The organism is Massilia solisilvae (genome assembly GCF_024753215.1).
Classification (GTDB): Bacteria; Pseudomonadota; Gammaproteobacteria; order Burkholderiales; family Burkholderiaceae_D; genus Telluria; species Telluria solisilvae.
Map to the genome: position 1 here is coordinate 528,635 of NZ_JANUGV010000002.1, position 18,505 is coordinate 547,139.

13 protein-coding genes are annotated in these 18,505 nt (G+C 66.7%); 10 read left to right on the top strand and 3 right to left on the bottom strand.

What is annotated here, in order from left to right:
- Positions 1-50: 50 nt before the first annotated feature.
- The 8 genes from ggt (at position 51) to NX773_RS10635 (ending at position 12,170) form a co-directional block, all read left to right on the top strand.
- Complete coding sequence (gene ggt / locus NX773_RS10600; protein ID WP_258856295.1) at positions 51-1,826, top strand: gamma-glutamyltransferase; 1,776 nt, start codon at positions 51-53, stop codon at positions 1,824-1,826.
- Positions 1,827-1,873: 47 nt separating this feature from the next.
- Positions 1,874-3,043: a patatin-like phospholipase family protein gene (locus NX773_RS10605; protein WP_258856296.1), complete on the top strand. Its 1,170-nt coding sequence runs from the start codon at positions 1,874-1,876 to the stop codon at positions 3,041-3,043.
- Positions 3,040-7,281, top strand: coding sequence for a hybrid sensor histidine kinase/response regulator (locus tag NX773_RS10610; protein ID WP_258856297.1), 4,242 nt, complete (start codon positions 3,040-3,042; stop codon positions 7,279-7,281). Before NX773_RS10605 ends, NX773_RS10610 begins: the two co-directional genes overlap by 4 nt.
- A 60-nt stretch (positions 7,282-7,341) precedes the next feature.
- A complete protein-coding gene (locus tag NX773_RS10615) occupies positions 7,342-8,064 on the top strand; it encodes a response regulator (RefSeq protein WP_258856298.1) in 723 nt (240 codons plus the stop codon).
- Positions 8,065-8,309: 245 nt separating this feature from the next.
- Positions 8,310-9,944, top strand: a complete 1,635-nt coding sequence (locus NX773_RS10620; protein ID WP_258856299.1) for an AMP-binding protein — start codon at positions 8,310-8,312, stop codon at positions 9,942-9,944.
- A gap of 6 nt (positions 9,945-9,950) precedes the next feature.
- Complete coding sequence (locus tag NX773_RS10625; RefSeq protein ID WP_258856300.1) at positions 9,951-10,457, top strand: MarR family winged helix-turn-helix transcriptional regulator; 507 nt, start codon at positions 9,951-9,953, stop codon at positions 10,455-10,457.
- Between the two features lie 73 nt (positions 10,458-10,530).
- Positions 10,531-11,307 carry an EAL domain-containing protein gene (locus NX773_RS10630; protein ID WP_258856301.1) on the top strand — a complete coding sequence of 259 codons (777 nt, stop codon included), beginning with the start codon at positions 10,531-10,533 and terminating at the stop codon, positions 11,305-11,307.
- A 20-nt stretch (positions 11,308-11,327) separates the two neighbouring features.
- Positions 11,328-12,170 (top strand): DUF817 domain-containing protein, encoded by an 843-nt coding sequence (locus NX773_RS10635; RefSeq protein WP_370662241.1) that lies wholly within the window; start codon positions 11,328-11,330, stop codon positions 12,168-12,170.
- A 34-nt stretch (positions 12,171-12,204) separates the two neighbouring features.
- Here NX773_RS10635 and NX773_RS10640 read toward each other — a convergent pair whose 3' ends face one another.
- Together NX773_RS10640 and NX773_RS10645 are read right to left on the bottom strand one after the other, a co-directional pair.
- Positions 12,205-14,367 carry a TonB-dependent receptor gene (locus NX773_RS10640; protein WP_258856302.1) on the bottom strand — a complete coding sequence of 721 codons (2,163 nt, stop codon included), beginning with the start codon at positions 14,365-14,367 and terminating at the stop codon, positions 12,205-12,207.
- A gap of 83 nt (positions 14,368-14,450) precedes the next feature.
- Positions 14,451-14,813: a hypothetical protein gene (locus NX773_RS10645; protein WP_258856303.1), complete on the bottom strand. Its 363-nt coding sequence runs from the start codon at positions 14,811-14,813 to the stop codon at positions 14,451-14,453.
- Between the two features lie 250 nt (positions 14,814-15,063).
- Here NX773_RS10645 and NX773_RS10650 point away from each other — a divergent pair, with 250 nt between their 5' ends.
- Positions 15,064-16,146, top strand: coding sequence for a S41 family peptidase (locus NX773_RS10650; protein WP_258856304.1), 1,083 nt, complete (start codon positions 15,064-15,066; stop codon positions 16,144-16,146).
- 368 nt (positions 16,147-16,514) lie between these two features.
- On the opposite strand, the gene tssK is transcribed toward NX773_RS10650, so the two are convergent.
- Complete coding sequence (gene tssK / locus NX773_RS10655) at positions 16,515-17,837, bottom strand: type VI secretion system baseplate subunit TssK (RefSeq protein ID WP_258856305.1); 1,323 nt, start codon at positions 17,835-17,837, stop codon at positions 16,515-16,517.
- On the opposite strand from tssK, the gene tssE reads away from it, so the two are divergent.
- The gene (gene tssE, locus NX773_RS10660; RefSeq protein WP_258856306.1) at positions 17,836-18,495 is read left to right on the top strand and encodes a type VI secretion system baseplate subunit TssE; all 660 of its coding nucleotides are present in this window, start codon (positions 17,836-17,838) and stop codon (positions 18,493-18,495) included. The genes tssK and tssE overlap by 2 nt on opposite strands.
- Positions 18,496-18,505 lie beyond the last annotated feature (10 nt).

Here is an 18,505-nt window from a genome sequence, read left to right on the forward strand (position 1 = left end):
ATCGGGCGCCCGGCGCAGGCCGCGCGCCCTTTTTGATTGTGGAGATCCTTGTGTCAAAGTTCAGACTGCTCGCGCTTGTTGCCGCCCTTGGCGGCGCGTTCCTCGCCCCGGCCTATTCACAAGATACCTTGCAGCGGGCGCCCGAAGCGGCGACCGGCTACCAGGAGAAGGCAGGGTGGCCGGCGAGCAAGTACATGGTGGCGGCCGCCAACCCGCTCGCGGTGGACGCCGGCTACCAGATGCTGAAAAAAGGCGGCACCGCGATCGACGCCGCCATCGCCACGCAGATGGTGCTGACCCTGGCCGAGCCGCAGTCGTCCGGCATTGGCGGCGGCGCCTTCCTCGTCTACTACGATGGCAAGAAGGTGCAGGCGTTCGACGGCCGCGAGACCGCGCCGTCCAAAGCCGACGAGCACCTGTTCCAGCGCCCGGACGGCAAGCCGATGTCGCGCACCGAAGGCATCGTCGGCGGCCGCTCGACCGGTGCGCCGGGCGTGCTGCGCATGCTCGAACTGGCCCACAAACAGCACGGCAAGCTGCCGTGGAAGACGCTGTTCCAGCCCGCGATCGATCTTGCCGCGAACGGCTTTGCGGTGAGCGAGCGCCTGCACCGCCTGCTGGCGCTGGACCCATACATCCGCAAGGACCCGGACGCGCGCGCCTACTTCTACGACGCCGCCGGCCAGCCCTGGCCGGTCGGGCACATCCTCAAGAACCCCAAGCTGGCCAGCACCCTGCGCGAGATCGCCGACGGCGGCGCCGACGCCTTCTATAACGGGCACATTGCGCGCGACATCGACGCCAAGGTGCATGCGCATCCGACCAACCCGGGCCTGTTGACCGCGCAGGACATCGCCAGCTACCGCCCCAAGGTGCGCGAGCCGGTGTGCAGCGACTACCGCGTGTGGACCGTGTGCGGCATGCCGCCCCCGTCCTCGGGCGGCATCGCGGTGGCGCAGATGCTGGGCATGTTCGAGACCAGGAACATGAAGGCGCTGGCGCCGGTGAACGGCGTGCCGGGCGTGGATGCCGTGCACGTGTTCTCGGAAGTGGGCCGTCTGGCCTACGCCGACCGCGACCGCTACGCCGCCGACACCGACTTCGTGCCGCTGCCGGGGCGCGGCATCCCGAGCCTGCTGGACAAGACCTACCTGGCCCAGCGCGCCGCGCTGGTGGGCGCCAAGTCGATGGGCGTGGCCCCGGCCGGCCACCCGCCCGGCATGGACGTGGCCTGGGGCACGGACAACTCGATCGAGGCGCATTCGACTTCGCACATGTCGGTGGTGGACCAGTACGGCGCGGGCCTTGCGATGACCACCACGGTCGAAGACGCCTTCGGCTCGCGCCAGATGGTCGATGGCTTCATCCTCAACAACCAGCTGACCGACTTCTCATTCGACTCGCGCGACGCCAACGGCCCGATCGCCAATCGGGTCGAAGCGGGCAAGCGGCCACGCAGCGCCATGTCGCCCACCGTGGTGTTCGACAAGAAGACCGGCAAGCTGGTGCTCACCGTCGGCTCGCCCGGCGGCCCGGCGATCATCAACTACGTGGCCAAGGTATTGGTCGGTACCCTCGATTGGGGCCTGAACGTGCAGCAGGCCATTTCGCTGCCCAACTTCGGCAGCCGCAATGGTCCCACCGAGCTGGAAGTGGGGCGTTTTCCGGCCGCCGAGATCGAGGCGCTGAAGGCCAGAGGCCATGCAATCCGCATCACCGAGCAGAACTCGGGCCTGCACGGCATCGAGCGCATCGACGTGCACGGCGTGCCGCTGTGGTATGGCGGCGCCGATCCGCGCCGCGAAGGCATCGCCAAGGGGGATTGAGGCCGAAATTCCACCCCAAGAGCGGCAGACTTTGCTAATCTTGTTGGATGGAAATCGAACAAAAGACCGGGTTGATCCTGACCGGTGGCGGCGCGCGCGCCGCCTACCAGGCCGGGGTGCTGGATGCGGTGGGCAGCATCCTGGCCGACGCGGGTCGCAAGGCCGCGCACAACCCGTTCGACATCGTCTGCGGCACGTCGGCCGGCGCGCTCAACGCCACTGCGCTGGCGTGCCGCGCGGACGATTTCGCCGAGGGCGTGGGCAAGCTGCTCGAGGTGTGGCTGAACGTGACGGCCGACCAGGTGTACCGCGCCGACCCGCTGGGCGTGCTGCGCTCCGGCGCGCGCTGGCTGTCGCTGCTGTCGTTCGGCTGGATGCTGCGCAAGTGGCACGCCGCCCCGCCCAGTTCCCTGCTCGACAACACGCCGCTGGTGGGCCTGCTGCACCGCATGCTCGACCTGCCGCGGCTGGACGCGGCGCTGGCCTCGGGCCGCCTGCACGCGCTGGCCGTCACCGCCTCGTCGTACACGCTGGGCCACCACATCACCTTCTACCAGAGCGCGGCCGAGATCGCGCCGTGGCAGCGCAGCCAGCGGGTGGCGATGGCCGACCAGATCGGCGTCGAGCACCTGCTGGCCTCGTCCGCGATCCCGTTCGTCTTCCCGGCCGTGCCGCTGTACCTGGCGGGGCGCCTTGAATACTGCGGCGATGGCTCGATGCGCCAGCTGGCGCCGATTTCGCCGGCGATCCACCTGGGCGCCTCGCGCGTGCTGGTGGTCGGCGCCGGCCGCATGAGCGAGGCGCCGCGCGCCACCGCGCCGTCGACGCGCTACCCGAGCCTGGCGCAGATCGCCGGCCACGCGCTGTCCTCGATCTTCCTCGACAGCCTGGCGGTGGACGTCGAGCGCCTGAACCGCATCAACCAGACCCTGTCGATGGTGCCGCGCGAGCACCACCAGAATACCCCGCTGCGCCAGGTGCGCCTCCTGGTCATCGCGCCATCGGAACGGCTGGACGACATCGCCGCACGCCACACCAAAAGCTTGCCGGGACCGGTGCGCACGCTGCTGTCCGGGATCGGCGCGACCGAGGCGCGCGGCTCGGCGCTGTCGTCCTACCTGCTGTTCGAACGCAGCTACACCCGTGAACTGGTCGAACTGGGCCGGCGCGACACCTTTGCCCGGCGCGACGACGTGCTGGCCTTCTTCGCATCATGAGAACCCTGGTCCGCCTCCTTCTGCTGGCGCTGGCCGTTTTGCTCGGCGCGAGCGTGCATGCCGCGCCCGCGCCCACGCTGCGCTTCGAGCACCTGTCGGTCGACGACGGCCTGGTGCAGGAAACGGTGCTCGCGATCGTGCAGGACGCCGATGGCTTCATGTGGTTCGGCACCCAGACCGGCCTGTCGCGTTTTGACGGCTACCGGATGACCAACTACCGCAACGTGGTTGGCGACCCGCGCACGCTCGCCCACAACTATGTGCGCGCACTGTTCGTGGATCGCAAGGGCCAGCTGTGGATCGGCACCGACGGCGGCCTGGATCGCTTCGAACCGGCGACCCAGACCTTCACCCATGTCGCGCCAAACGAGCCGGGACGGCAGGGCAACGCCAACCGCCGCATCATGAAGATCCTTGACGACGGCAAGGGCGGCATGTGGCTCGGCACCGGCGACGGCCTGCAGCACTTCGACCCGGCGACCGGCAAGTTCCGCACCTGGCACCGCGTGCCGGGCGACGCGTCCAGCCTGTCCGACGACCTGGTCAACGCGCTTGCGCTCGATGCCGGCGGGCGGCTGTGGGTCGGCACCGCGGCCGGGCTGGACAGCATGGCGCCGGGCGCCGCCAGCTTCGAACACTATCGCTCGCCGTTCGGCCGCGCCTACGAGACGATCCAGGCGCTGCTGCTGGACCGCGACCATGGCCTGTGGGTCGGCAGCGCCGGCGGCCTGGTGCGCTGGGCGCAGGCGCCGCGCGGCGAGCGCCACCTGTTCGGGCCGGCCGAAGGGCTCAAGCCGGGCGAGATCGACTCGCTGTACCGCGACGAGGACGGCATGCTGTGGATCGGTTCGCGCGAACATGGCCTGTATCGCTGGCGCTGGCGCAGCTCCAGCTTTGCCCACTACCCGCATCTGGTCACCGACCGCCACAGCCTGGCCGACGACCGCGTGCCCGCGCTGTACCGCGACCGTGTGGGCACGCTCTGGGTCGGCACCTGGTACGGCGGCGTGTCGCGCGTGGACCTGGGCAGTGGCGGTTTCGCGCGCATCCTGCGCGAGCCGGACGCCAGGGTGACCCCGGGCGACAACAAGGTGCGCGCGCTGGCGGCGGGGCCGGACGGCAAGCTCTGGATGGCCACCAACGATGGCATCAACCTGTACGACCCGTCGAGCGGCGTGACCACCCAGGTGTACCGGCACCAGCCGAACAACCGGAACAGCCTGATCGACCAGGCGGGCAACGCGCTGGCGGTCGAAAAGAACGGCGTGTTGTGGATCGGCGCGAACACCGGCGTCACGCGCTTCGACCCGGCCACCGGTCGCTTCACCCGGCATGTGCTGGTGCCGGGCAATACCAATGCCAACACGGTGCGGTTCATGCGCACCGACCGCGAGGGCATCATCTGGATCTCGACGACCGGCGGCCTGCACCGGCTCGACCCGGCCAGCGGCAAGCTGACCACCTACCGGCGCGACCCGTCCGACCCGGCCACGCTGTCGGACAACACCGTGCGCCCGGTGCTGGAGGACAGCCGCGGCAGGTTCTGGGTCGGCTCGTTCGGCGGCCTGAGCCTGCTCGACCGCGCCACCGGCAAGTTCCGCCACTTCCGCCACGATGACGCCGACCCGTCCACGCTCTCGCACGACGAAGTCCACTATCTGCTGGAAGACCGCAAGGGCAACCTGTGGGTCGGCACCGCGGTGGGGCTGAACCGCATGGTCGAGGGCAAGGACGGCAAGATCAGCTTCGTGCGCTACACGTCCAACGAAGGCCTGGCCAACGACGACGTGGCGGCCATGCTGGAAGATCAGGACGGCCGCATCTGGGCCAGCACCAGCATCGGCCTGTCGTGCCTGGACCCGGCCACCGGCGCCTGGCGCAATTACGGTGCGGCCGACGGCACGACGGACGGCGCCTACTTCGACGGGTCCGCGCTGGCGATGCCCGACGGGACGCTGTACTTCGGCGGCTTCAACGGCATGACCGCGTTCAACCCGCGTGAGATCCACGACAACAGCGTCGCGCCGCGCGCCGTCATCACGGGCTTCCAGATATTCAACCAGCCGATCGCGCAGGTCCATCCGGGCCTGCTGTCCGGCCCGATCGAGCAGGCCAGGCGCATCACGCTGTCGGCCGGCGAATCGATCTTCTCGCTCGAATTCTCGGCGCTGCACTTCGCCGCTCCGCAGCGCAACCGCTTCGCCTACAGGCTGGAGAACTTCGACCAGGACTGGGTCAGCACCGATGCCGGCAAGCGCTATGCGACCTACACCAACCTGGACCCCGGCTACTACGTGTTCCGGGTGCGTGCCGCGAACAAGGACGGGGTCTGGAGCGACACCCCGGCCTCCCTCGAAATCATCATCGAGCCGCCGTACTGGAAGACCTGGTGGTTCCGCGTCCTGGGCGTGATCCTGCTGGCGGGCGTCACCTACGGCATCATCCTCGCGCGCCTGTCGGGCCTGCGCCGCCAGAAGGAGCTGCTGGAACGCCAGGTCAGCGCGCGTACCGAGGAGATCGAACTGCAGAACCGCCTGCTCGAACGCCAGACCGAGGAGCTGCGCGAGCAGGAACAGCAGGTGCGCCAGAATACCCACGAGCTGGCCCAGGCCAACCGCGCGCTGCACGAGAACGAGGAGCGGCTGCGGCTGGCCAAGCAGCGCGCCGAGGATGCGACGCGCCAGAAGTCCGAATTCCTGGCCAACATGAGCCACGAGATGCGCACCCCGCTGGCCGGCGTGATCGGCATGCTCGGCTTTGCGCTGCGCGACGCCCAGCTCAAGGACGCCACGCGCGAGCAGATCGTGCGCGGGCAGGCCAACGCGCAGTCGCTGCTGTCGATCATCAACGACCTGCTCGACTTTTCCAAGATCGAGGCCGGCAAGCTCACCATCGAGAACATCGACTTCGCGCTCGACGCCACCATCGAGAACGTGGTCAGCCTGTTCGAGGAGCAGGCCGCCGTGTGCGGCGTGGACTTTGCGATCGAGATGGCGCCTGGCCTGCCGCGCTTCGTGGTGGGCGACCCGACGCGGCTGCGCCAGGTGCTGGTCAACCTGGTCGGCAACGCCTTCAAGTTCACCAACGAGGGCATGGTCAGGCTGTGCGTCGAGCGCCGGCCGGAAGACCAGGTGGCCGACGCGCAGGGCCGCAACATGATCCGGTTCTCGGTGCAGGACACCGGCATCGGCATCGCCGCCGAAGCGCTGCCGCGCATCTTCCAGAAGTTCGAACAGGCCGACAGCACCACCACCCGCCGCTATGGCGGCACCGGACTGGGCCTGGCCATCTGCCGCCAGCTGGTGCAGCTGATGGGCGGCTGGATCAGCGTCGAGAGCACCGAAGGGGAGGGCAGCACCTTCACCTTCGTGCTGCCGCTGGCCGACGGGGTGCGCCCGCCGCAGGAGCCGCGCGCCCCGCGCGTGCCGCACACGCACAAGCTCAGGGTGCTGTGCGCCGAAGACTTCCCGACCAACCAGATCATCATCCGCACCATGCTCGAGGAGCTGGGGCACGACGTCGATATCGCCGAAAACGGGCGCCAGGCGCTGGATGCGTGCACGCGCAAGCGCTATGACCTGATCCTGATGGACGGCCGCATGCCCGAGATGGACGGCATCACGGCCGCGCGCCTGATCCGCGCCGGCGGCGAGCCGGGCAGCCCGGTGCTCGACCCGCAGGTGATGATCGTCGCGCTGACCGCCAACGCGAGCGAGGAAGACCGTTCGCGCTATCTTGCCAGCGGCATGGACGGCTTCCTGAGCAAGCCGATCGACGAGGACTCGCTGCACGCCAAGCTGACGCGCGCGATCGGCGTGCAGCTTGCGCGCGGGATCGCGCTCGACCCGCTGTCGCCGGCGGCAGCCAAGCCGCCCAGCACGGCGGAACTGGATGCCATGTTCGGCGTGTTCACCGGACCTGCGCCGCTGGCCGAGGCGGCCGGACACGGACCGAAGGGCGGCGGCGACCTGCGCGAGCGCGTGCGCGCCGCGTTTGCCGCCGATTTGCCGCGCCGCCGCGGCGAGCTGAACGAGGCGCTGGCGCGCCGCGACGGCGAAGCCTGCGCGCTCCTGCTGCACGGCCTGCGCGGCAGTGCCGCCTACCTGGGCGAGATCGCGCTCAACCAGCTGTGCGCGGAACTGGAGGCGGCCGCCGACCACGGTGACTGGACGGCGCTGGACGCCGCCTTACCGCAGCTGGCCGACATGCTCGACGCGTTTGCCGGGGCATGCACGTGAGGTGCCCGGCTGCGGTGGGGCCAGCCGGTATAATGGTGTGACAGAAAGCGGGAGACGCGCATGAGCGATCGGATGAAGGTCTTGGTGGTGGACGACGACGTCGTGTCGCGCATGGTGCTCATGCACCTGGTCGACACCAGCGGACATTTCGAGGTCCACGAAGCCGAGGACGGCGAGGACGCCTGGCGCCAGCTCGAACGCGGTCTGCGGCCCGCGATCACCTTCTGCGACCTGCGCATGCCGCACCTGTCGGGCATGGAACTGCTGGCACGCGTGAAGGCCGATCCGCAGCTTGCGCACATGCCTTTCGTGCTGGCCTCCGCCGCCAGCGAGCGCAGCGTCGCCGACCAGGCCAGCGACATGGGCGCCAACGCCTACCTGGTCAAGCCGTTCCAGGTGGAAGAAGTGCGCGCATTGCTGGCCGGCCTGCAGGAACCGGCCGACGGCGGCGATGAGCCGGCTGCGCAAACCGTGCGCCGGCTTGGCATCGACGCCAACCGGTTGCTGCTCTATCTGGGCGGCCTGCACAAGCAGCTGGTGGCCGCCAGCCCCTTGATCGAGCAGCTGCTCGCTTGCGGCGAAACCGCGGAAGCGCGCGCGCAACTGGCGCGCCTGCGCGAAGGCTGCAGCACGCTCGGGCTGCTGGGGGCCGCCGCCGCGTTCGAGGCACTCGAAGCGCAGGACGCCCCGCTGTTGCCATGCGAAGTCGAGCCCGCGCTGGACAAGGCCCGCCAGAGCGCGCTGCGCCAGAGCGAGCTGGCGCGCGCGCTGGCCGCCTCGTGATTCGTCGCACGGGTAGCAATTGCCCACTCGGCACCCGCTGATCGGTAGGGTGGGCAGCTTGCCTGCCCACGCGTTCAAACGCTCTGCCCAGACCTGCGCACCAGGCCAATCAAGCGGAGGTTGAACGCGTGGGCGGAAATCCGCCCACCCTACAGCCCCCCCACACAAATCCCCCTTGCTGAGCCGATTGTTTAGATTTAAAGTATCTTCCGGGTTCTCGGCCGATACTTTTTCACGGGGCGTCCATGACACGCTTGACCGCTGCAGACTTGAGTCCCTCCGCCTACGTGGACGGCTTTGCCCGCGCCAACCTGCCGCCGTTTGACGAGTGGCCCGAATTCCTGTTCGACCTGCCCGGCCTGCAGTACCCCGAACGCCTGAACTGCGTGGCCGAACTGGTCGATGCCGCCATCGCCAAAGGGTGGGGCGAGCGCACCGCGCTGGTGGGCGCCAACGAGCGCTGGACCTATCGCGACCTGGTTGACCGCATCGACCGCATCGCCCACGTCCTGCGGCGCGACCTCAAGCTCGTCACCGGCAACCGCGTCCTGCTGCGCGGCGCCAACTGCCCGATGATGGCCGCCTGCATCCTGGCCGTGCAGAAGGCCGGCCTGATCGCCGTGCCGACCATGCCGCTGCTGCGCGCCGCCGAGCTGGGCAAGATCATCGACAAGGCCAGGGTAGACGCGGTCCTGTGCGCCACCGCCTTGCGCGCCGAACTGGACGCCCTGGACCAATGCCCGCCGGTGCTGCTGTTCGGCGACCAGACCGATGCGCAAGGGCTGGATGCGCTGATGCGGCCGCACGGCGAGCCGTTCGATGCGGTCGACACCTCGGCCGACGACGTTTGCCTGATCAGCTTCACCTCTGGCACCACCGGCGTGCCCAAGGGGACCATGCACTTCCACCGCGACGTGCTGGCCATTTGCGACTGCTTTCCGCCGCACGTGCTGCGCTCGCAAGTGGATGACGTTTTCATCGGCACGCCGCCGCTCGCGTTCACGTTTGGCCTGGGCGGGCTGCTGCTGTTCCCGCTGCGCGTGGGGGCGAGCGCGATCCTGCTGGAAAAGCTCACGCCCGAATCCCTGCTGGCGGCAATCGAGCAGCACCGCGCCACCGTGTGCTTCACCGCGCCCACCTTCTACCGCCAGATGGCGCCGCTGGCCGCGCGCCATGACCTGACCAGCCTGACGCGCACCGTGTCGGCCGGCGAGGCGCTTCCCTTGGCCACCCGCGATGCCTGGCGCGAGGCGAGCGGCCTGGACATGATCGACGGGATCGGCGCCACCGAGATCCTCCACATCTTCATCTCGGCGGCGGGCGCGGACATTCGGCCCGGCGCGACCGGCAAGCCGGTGCCCGGCTACCAGGCCTGCATCCTGGACAAGGACGGCAAGCGCGTGGGCCCCGGCGTGATCGGGCGCCTGGCGATCAAGGGGCCAACCGGCTGCCGCTACCTGGCCGACCCGCGCCAGCGCGAGTACGTGCGCGACGGCTGGAACCTGACCGGCGACGCCTACGAGATGGACGCCGACGGCTACTTCTACTACCGCTCGCGCACCGACGACATGATCATCTCGGCCGGCTACAACATCGCCGGCCCCGAGGTCGAAGAAGCGCTGCTGCGCCATCCCGCGGTGGCCGAATGCGGCGTGATCGGCCGCCCCGACGAGGAACGCGGACAGCTGGTCGAGGCGCATGTGGTGCTCAAGGCCGGGTTCGAGCCGTCCGACGCGCTGGTGTGCGGCCTGCAGGACTTCGTCAAACAGCAGATCGCGCCCTACAAGTACCCGCGTTCTGTAAAATTCAGGGATACGCTGCCGCGCACCGAGACCGGCAAGCTGCAGCGTTTCAAACTACGGGCTGAGGCACTCGAGTGAGGCGAGATGGCGGACGACGAACGGGATGACGATGACGGCGCACTGGACCTGGCCAGCCGCCTCACCCATGAACACCACCAGTCGCTCAAACTGTGGCTGCGCATGCTGTCCTGTACCGTGCGCATCGAGAACGAGATCCGCAGCCGGCTGCGCGCCAGCTTCGGCATCACCCTGCCGCGCTTTGACCTGATGGCGCAGCTCGAACGCCACCCCGACGGGCTGCGCATGGGCGAGCTTTCCAAGCGCATGATGGTCACCGGCGGCAACGTCACCGGCATCACCGACCAGCTGGAGCAGGAAAAGCTGGTCGTGCGCGTGCCCGATCCGAGGGACCGGCGCGCCTACGCGGTCAGGCTCACCGAAGAAGGCCGCCGCGCGTTCGGCGAGATGGCCGCGGTGCACGAGCGCTGGATCGAGGAACTGCTGGAGGGCGTGCCGGGCGACGACAAGGCCCGGCTGATCGAGCTGCTGTCGCAGATGAAGCGCCAGCTTGACGCCAACGACAGGAACTGAGCGCGGCCGGCAAATGTGTGGCTGGCTCTTCGGAGTTAGCGCATACTGGGCCATTTTCCCGACTCTCTCGTTTATGATCCCTGTCCAGCCAGACGTCCCGCCAGAACACCGCGCCTGCGGCAAATGCAAGACCGCGCAGCCACTCGACTTCGAGTTCGCGTTTGCTTACCAGCCCATCGTCGACGTCAAGGCGCGCACGATCTTCGCGCACGAGGCCCTGGTGCGCGGCCCGAACGGCGAGGGCGCGTGGTCGGTGCTGTCGCGCGTCACGGACGAAAACCGCTACCAGTTCGACCAGGCCTGCCGCGTGCAGGCGATCAAGGGCGCGGCGGAGCTGGGCATCCGCGAGCACTTGTCGATCAACTTCCTGCCCAATGCCGTGTACCAGCCGGCCGCCTGCATCCAGAGCACTTTCGCGGCGGCCCGCGAGTACGGCTTCCCGATCGAGCGCATCATCTTCGAGGTGACCGAAGGTGAAAAGGTGCAGGACCGGCCGCACCTGGTGAACATCTTCCGCGAATACCACCGCTTCGGCTTTTGCACCGCCATCGACGACTTCGGCGCGGGCTATGCGGGGCTTGATTTGCTGTCCGAGTACCAGCCCGACATCATCAAGCTGGACATGGGGCTGGTGCGCGGCATCGACACCAGCAAGGCGAAGCAGGCGATCGTCAAGGGCGTGCTGGCGATCTGCAGCGAGCTCGATATCCGCGTGCTCGCCGAGGGCATCGAGACCCGTGCGGAGCGCGACTTCCTGTCCGATGCGGGCGTGAGCCTGATGCAGGGCTACCTGTTCGGCAAACCGGCTTTCCGTGCCGCGGGCGTGGTCGATCCGGCGGCGTGGGATTGATTGCGGCCTGAACACCAGTCATGCTCGCCGCCTTCGACACCTTCCTGATGGATGACCGGCCGCGCCAGATGGGCAGCCTGCGGCGCGCCGCCATCGAGTTTTTATACTTCGGGATCAAGGAAGCGCGTTCGTGCCTGTTCGTGGCCTTGTTTTTCGCGGCGGTGCTGCTGGTGCCGTGCGGCGGCGTCGCAGGCATCCCGCGCTACGACCTGCTGCTGGTGGTAGCCATCGCCATCCAGGTGTGGATGGTGCGCGCCGGCCTTGAAACGATGGACGAACTGAAGGCCGTGTGCCTGTTCCACGTGGTCGGCTTCGCGCTCGAAGCTTTCAAGGTCTCCGGCGGCATCAAGTCCTGGAGCTACCCCGACTTCGCCTACACCAAGGTGCTGGGCGTGCCCTTGTTCGCAGGCTTCATGTACGCGGCCATCGGCAGCTACATCGTGCAGGCCTGGCGGCTGTTCGACCTGCGCGTGCGCCACCATCCGCCATACTGGATGGCGGCGGTCATCGCGATCCTCATCTACGCGAACTTCTTCACCCACCACTATATCGGTGACTATCGCTGGTACCTGGCCGCCTGCGTGCTCGGGCTGTATTCGCGCACCACGGTGATTTTCCGGCCGCTCGACCGAGACCGCCAGATGCCGTTGATGCTGGCGTTCGTGCTCATCGGCTTTTTCATCTGGCTGGCCGAGAACATCGGCACCTTCTGGGGCGTGTGGCGCTACCCCAACCAGATGGGCGCGTGGTCGATTGTCCACCTGAGCAAATGGAGCTCGTGGTCGCTGCTGGTCATCATGACCTTCACGATGGTCGCGAGCCTCAAGCACATCAAGGCGAAGATCCACATTCCCGCCGATTAACCGGGCCGGCGGCTGCCAGCCCGGCACAAGCGCGTCAGAGCTTGAACGTGAGGCCTGCGTACACCGAGCGGCCCATGCCCGGCACCGCGATCCCGTACGGCGTGCCCGATTGCGACATCGTGCGGCCCTGGCCCACGTAGGCGCCGCCGAGCGGCAGGTCGTAGCGGCGATCGAACAGGTTCTCTACGCCCGCATCGAGCTGCACGTGCTTCCACGCGTAGCTGGTGCGCAGGTTGAGCAGGGCAAAGCCTCCCGTCTTGAGCTCATTGCGCAGCTGCGAGACGCGGTCCTTGGCCGCCGTCGCCTGCAGCTCCACCGTGTTGCCCCACGCGCCCAGCTGGTGTACCAGCGACAGGCGCGCGTTGAGCGGCGCGATGTTGTACAGGTTGTCGCCCGTGGTCTTGTTTTTGCCGACCACGTAGTTCACGAGGCCGCTGGCGCTCAGGTTGCCGTAGGCGCCGCGGGCCAGCAGCGCGCGGCCCGAGAACTCGGCGCCGTACAGCCGCGCATCCTGGTTCGCAAAGCGCAGGAAGACAAACGCGTTGCGCGCGCATTGCGCCGTGAGGCAGCGCGCGTCCACGTAGTCCTTCACATAGGTGTAGTAGGGCGCGACCGTGATGAACCAGCGTTCCTGCGCCTCGTCGTGCCAGTCGGCGCTGGCGGTGACCGTGTGCGCCACTTCCGGGCGCAGGTTGACGTCGCCCACGTAGCCGTTGCCGTCGCCGGCGATGTTCACCATGTTCATCGCCATCCCGCCGGTGGACCAGCTGTAGCGCTCGTACAGGTTGGGCGAGCGCGTCTTGCGGGCGTAGCCGAACTTGTAGGTGGCCTCGCGGTGCGGCGCGTAGCGCGCCTGCGCGGTCAGGTCGAGATTGTGGTCTTCGCGGTGACGGTCCTGGGCGTTGAACGCCTTTGCGTCGGCCGCGTACGAGGCGTTGTAGCCCTGCACCGCGCCGGCGTCGCTGGTCACGTTCTCGCCACGGATGCCGAACTGGCTGAACCACTCGGGGCTCCAGCGGCGGTCCCATTCAGCGTAGGCCGCGAGACGGTCGCGCTGGCCGTCGCGGATGTTCCAGAAGGTGTCCGGCGCCATGCCGCCGCCGGACGGCGCCCACCAGTCGTTCAGGCGGTAGCGCTGGTACTCGGCGCCGATGCGCAGCAGGTCCGGGTCCGAAAGCCGCACGCTGGCCTTCGTCGACACACCGGTGTTGCGTCCTTCCGTATCCATCGGCATGCCGGGGATGTCGGACTTGGCGCCGTACCAGTACAGCTTGTCGTCGCCGAAGTTCATGCCGTGGCGCGTGTGCTCGTGGTAGGCGCGCGCTTCAAGCGTGCCCCAGTCGCGGCGCTCCTGCAGGCGCAGGTTGAACTGCTGGCTGTCGTTGCGCGTCAGGTCCATGCGCTGGTTCGCAAAACCTTCGTACGGGATGTGCTGCATGCCCATGCGCAGTTCGATCAGCCGCTGTTCGCTACGCACGGCGAGGGTCACCGACTGGTTGCGCGATTCGTAGGCAGAGGAGCCCACTTCATCGAGCGGCAGCGCGCGCGGGAGAGTGGACAGCGTGGCTGGCTTGAAGTCGCCACCCGCGTGGTAGTTGCCGGATTTGACCGCCTCGCCGTTGTAGGTGGCGGAGAAGCGCTCGGTGGCGAGCGTGGCGGATACGCTGGCATCACGCACGTTGCCGTTGGAGCGGTAGAAGAAGGAGGCCTGGCCGTCCTTCAGCAGTTCGGCGCCTGGAGCGGCAAAGCGCGGATCTGCCGAGCGTACGCGGATGGTGCCGCCGATGCTGTCGCCGCCGGCGCTCACCGGCGTGATCCCGGCCTGCACCTGGACCGAGTCCACCTGCGACGGCGCGATGTACGACAGGGCCGGGTTCATGTGGTTGGCGCAGGCCGAGACGATGTCCATGCCATCGACCTGGATGCGCAGGCGGTCGTCCGCCAGGCCGCGCATCGAAGGCAGGCCGGAGACGCCGCCGCCGGTGACGATGCTCATGCCAGGCACTTGCTGCAGCAGGCCCGCGGTATCGGTGGGGAAGCCCGCGCGGCTGACATCGACTTGCGTTACGTCGGCCTTGGTGCCGGTGATGGTGACTTTGGGCAGGCCCGCTGGATCGCTGCCGGCAAAGGCGGCATGGCAGGGGAGGGTAGCTGCAATGGCGACCGCCAGCAGCCGTTTATTCAACGTCGCTTTCATTTCTAATCCTGTTTGCTTGTGCGGATGCGTGCCGTGCCGCGTGGGGACGGCAAGCATCGGGTGAGTCGTAAGGTTGTGGGCAATCAGGACAGGCTTGGCGGGCCGCGTGGCGGCAGGGGAGCACAGAGTGCGACTGCCGGCAGGGCAGTCTGGGAAGGAGGGAGAAGGCCGTGCAGCGGTGCGGGGCATGCGGCGCCCGCGATGCGCATTTCGGCATATGGCGCGCCGACAGCGGTGGCGAGCAGGCAGCCCAGCAGGCAGCTGTCGCTGCAGGCGGCGTGGTGCTGTTTGACGGGCGACGGCTGCTCGTGGCAGTGCATTCCCATCGTCGCCTGGTGCCCGGTCGCCGGCAGCACAACCGGGGCCGCCGCCGCAATCGACAGCGCGGCTGCGTACAGGCAGAGCAGCCAGCAGACGAGTTGACGGGTAAGGCGACGGGAAACCATGACCTAATGGTAACGTTGCCGCGGTGCAAAAAACATAATCCAGGTTAGGGATTCAGAATTGAAACGCACGCGGCTTCTGGCGATCCACATCATCCTTCGAGCGATGTGCACTTAATAGGAAATCATAATTGCTATGATCTAGCAATTTCTGTGCTATGCTGAATCCACTTCGTTGCCTCATTGATGAAGTGTTCGTTTCTGATATATCCATCAAACATCAAAACCCGTGTGCCACAATCAGAGGAAAAAAATGAAAAAGAAATGGATTGTCATACCGTCTTTGCTGGTGCTGACCGTGATCGGCGCATATGCGACCATGCCCTTGTGGCGGCCGTTGTGGGAACAACAGATGCCGCAGCCAAAGATTGTCGTCAACAGCGCAATGCGGGTGGAGGCGATCGATACGCTGGTGGCGAGGCTGAACGAGCACTATGTCTTTCCCGACAAGGCCAAGCAAATTGAAGCGGTCCTGCGTCAGCGCCAGCACGAGGGCAAGTACGATGGGGTGACGGACGGCAATCAGCTGGCAAAACAGCTCACGGACGATATTCGCGAGGTAGCGCATGACCTGCATATGGGGGTGAGGTTCAGTCCCAAGCCGGTTCCGTCGGACACTGCGGGAGGGCCGCCACCGGCGTCGCAAGCGGAGTGGGAGCAACGCACCAACATCGTCATGCGGCTGATCATGCGCCGCATGGCACACCAGCGCGTGGAAAAGGTCGATCGTCTGAGCCCCAACATCGGCTACCTGAAGGTTTCCGGTTTCCCTCCTGATTTCATCATGGCAGAAAAGTACGGCGAAGCGATGGATCAACTCGCTGACACAGATGGCCTCATCGTGGACCTGCGCGACAACCACGGCGGCGCGCCGGAATCCGTAGCCTTACTGGTCAGCTATTTCGTTGACCAGCGTACTCGCCTGAACGACATCTGGGATCGCGATACCGGCGTCAGTATGCAGCATTGGACCCGAGATAAAGTTGACGGCAAACGCTATGGCAGCAAGAAGCCGGTCGTTATCCTGGCCGGCCCGAACACGATGTCTGCCGGAGAAGATTTCGCTTACACAATGCAGGCACTGAAACGCGCCACGGTGATCGGCGAGCGGACTTGGGGCGGAGCCCACCCTGCGCGCCCTTATCGCCTTGGCGATCATTTTTTTGCCGTGATACCTGGCCGACGCAGCATCAGTCCAATTACCCATACCAACTGGGAGGGCGTGGGCGTCATCCCGGATATCGCATCGGCGCCGGACAAGGCACTCGCGGTGGCCCAGGACCTGCTGCAGCGTCGACTTCAGGGAACTGCCCCGCTTGCTGCCGCGGGGCATTGACGCGGCCGCCGTACCTTCTTGGCGATGCGGTGCGACACCGCGAGACGACCTGAAGCGAAGAGTTGGTCCCCCCGACTGGAATCGAACTGTAGAGTGATGACACCAAGCCCGCAATCTCGACGGTGTTCACCGACGATCAAGGACGACGTATCGAGGAAGTGCTCTGGGTAGATGGTCCGAAGCTGTATGCCGTGACCTTTGCTCCCAACCTTCAGCCGGGGCGTTATGGGATGATGAAAGCCAACACGGCTGTCAGCGCCGGTCCGCCCGTTGAACGGCAGGATTAGACGAGCACGCACCGCCGGAAGCGACCCCGGCATCCGGTCCGGTATGGACGTTGGAAGTGATCAGAAGGGCGCCAGTGCCTATCAGGTAATCGCAATCAGCTCAATCTGCAATCCCGGAATCCCATCGGGGACGTAAACGGCGATAGCGCCTGTCTTCAGCGCGTTTTCGTACAGGGTGCTCTTTGTTGACACCGAGAAGTAGTAGGTGTTAGGCCGCACCGGCACCGCGGGCGGCACCTGCGGCATGTGTGTGAGCGGCACACCCGGCAGCGCCGAGCCGATGATCTTGTCCAGGTCGTCGGGAGCGCCGAGCTTGAGCCGCGCCGGCACCGCGGCCACCAGTTCCAGCGGCGGCATGTCGGCGTTGACGGCCAGGACCAGCTGGGTGTCGCGCGTCACACGGGAAGTATCGAGTGATCCCCGGTAGAACGAGCGGCGGTTCTTGTCGGCGGCCAGCGGGATCAGGAAGTACTTCGCCGCGATGACGGTATCGACCAGGTCGCGGATGATGACCTCCAACTTGCCGAAGACATCACCGAGCGCGTCGTGCCGGTAGGCCGGCAGGTCGGCGGTCTTGTACCTGTCCGAGAATGTCATGAGCCCGCCGGCCAGGGCCAACAGCTTCTCGTACAGCGCTTCCGGGTGATGCCCGGCCGACCGCGTGGCGTGCATCAGCAAGGCGTTCGCGGTGCTCACGATGTTGAGCATCCACCACGATGAGATATCCCCGGTCGATACCTCGTACACGTCGGCGTTGGTCTTCCGGTGCATGCGCTGCAGCGTTTCGATCTTCGCGGTTAGTGCGCTGATCAAGCCATCTGCCATGCGCTTGAGCACGGGCGTGATTGCCACGCTCGGGGGTATGAAGGAAGGTTCGATCTCGAACCCGCCTTCCGCGGTGCGCCGGATCTGGACCACCGGGAGGCTGGTATGCGGATCGCGCGGCCCGAGTTGCGACACCAGCCGGGCCTTGGTCTTCAGGAACGGCACCTCGATCGCCAGCGCCTCGCTGTACAGGTCGAGCACCTCCGACTCGCAGCGGACGTAGCGCCCGTCGTCGGCGACATTCCCCCCGTGCGGCTTGACCACCGCCAGCGACATGTAGAACGTGAACGTCTGTGTCTCTGGCGGCAGGCGCGACAGGTCAACGGGATCGGGCAGCAGGTCGGATCCGGGCGCATCGTAGATCTCGCCATCCGGGAAAATGACCGACATCGCGTCGGCGCTCAGGCGTCCGTGCCCGAGGGCATCGAGGTTCCACTGAACCGAACAAATGCCCCAAAAATGCGGGTTGAGCGCCTTGGCCATATGGCGCAGCCGCGCCTCGTGGTAAATGTCCTGACGCTGGAAGTGCTGCGGGCCCAACGTCAGGCCTTCCGACCACAGGATTTTGGACGCGCTCATGATTTCCTCCGTCGTGTTGTTTGCCGCACAGATTCCCAAAAGCATGGCTTCACGCGGCCATCTCACCATTGATGTTGCTCAGATCAACCCGCTTTTCCGTTCCTGTTTGCAGTTATTGCGAGCGCGCAAAATTGCGGATCAACAAGCCATCGATAATCGCCGTGGACGATCGCAAGGAGGATGCATGCACGGCTTTTCACCGGGCCTGTTCGACAGGCTGGATGACGATGACGAACGGCCTCCTTCCAGCAGGACCGCAGCACAGGCGCGCGCGCTGGAGGTGTGCAGGCGGAGCATCACGCGCGACCTGGAAGCGCTTCTCAACACCCGCTCGGCGCTGATGCCGTCCGACCTCGCGTCCTACCCAGCGGTGGCGGGCTCCATCGTCAACTACGGCCTGATCGACTTCGCGGGCATGTGCATGACCAGTGACACCGACCAGCAGCAAATCTGCACTGCGGTGCGGGTTGCCATCGAGCGCCATGAGCCCCGCCTGCAGAGAGTAGCCGTGACGCTGTGCCAGAAAAGGGGCGCGATCAACCGCGTCGATTTCCTGATCACGGCGCAGCTCAAAAGCGCACCGCAAGCCGGAGCGATGTCCTTCAATGCCGTCTTTCGCCCCTCTCTGCAGCAGTACTCGGTCGAGGGGACCAACTAGAACACGAGGC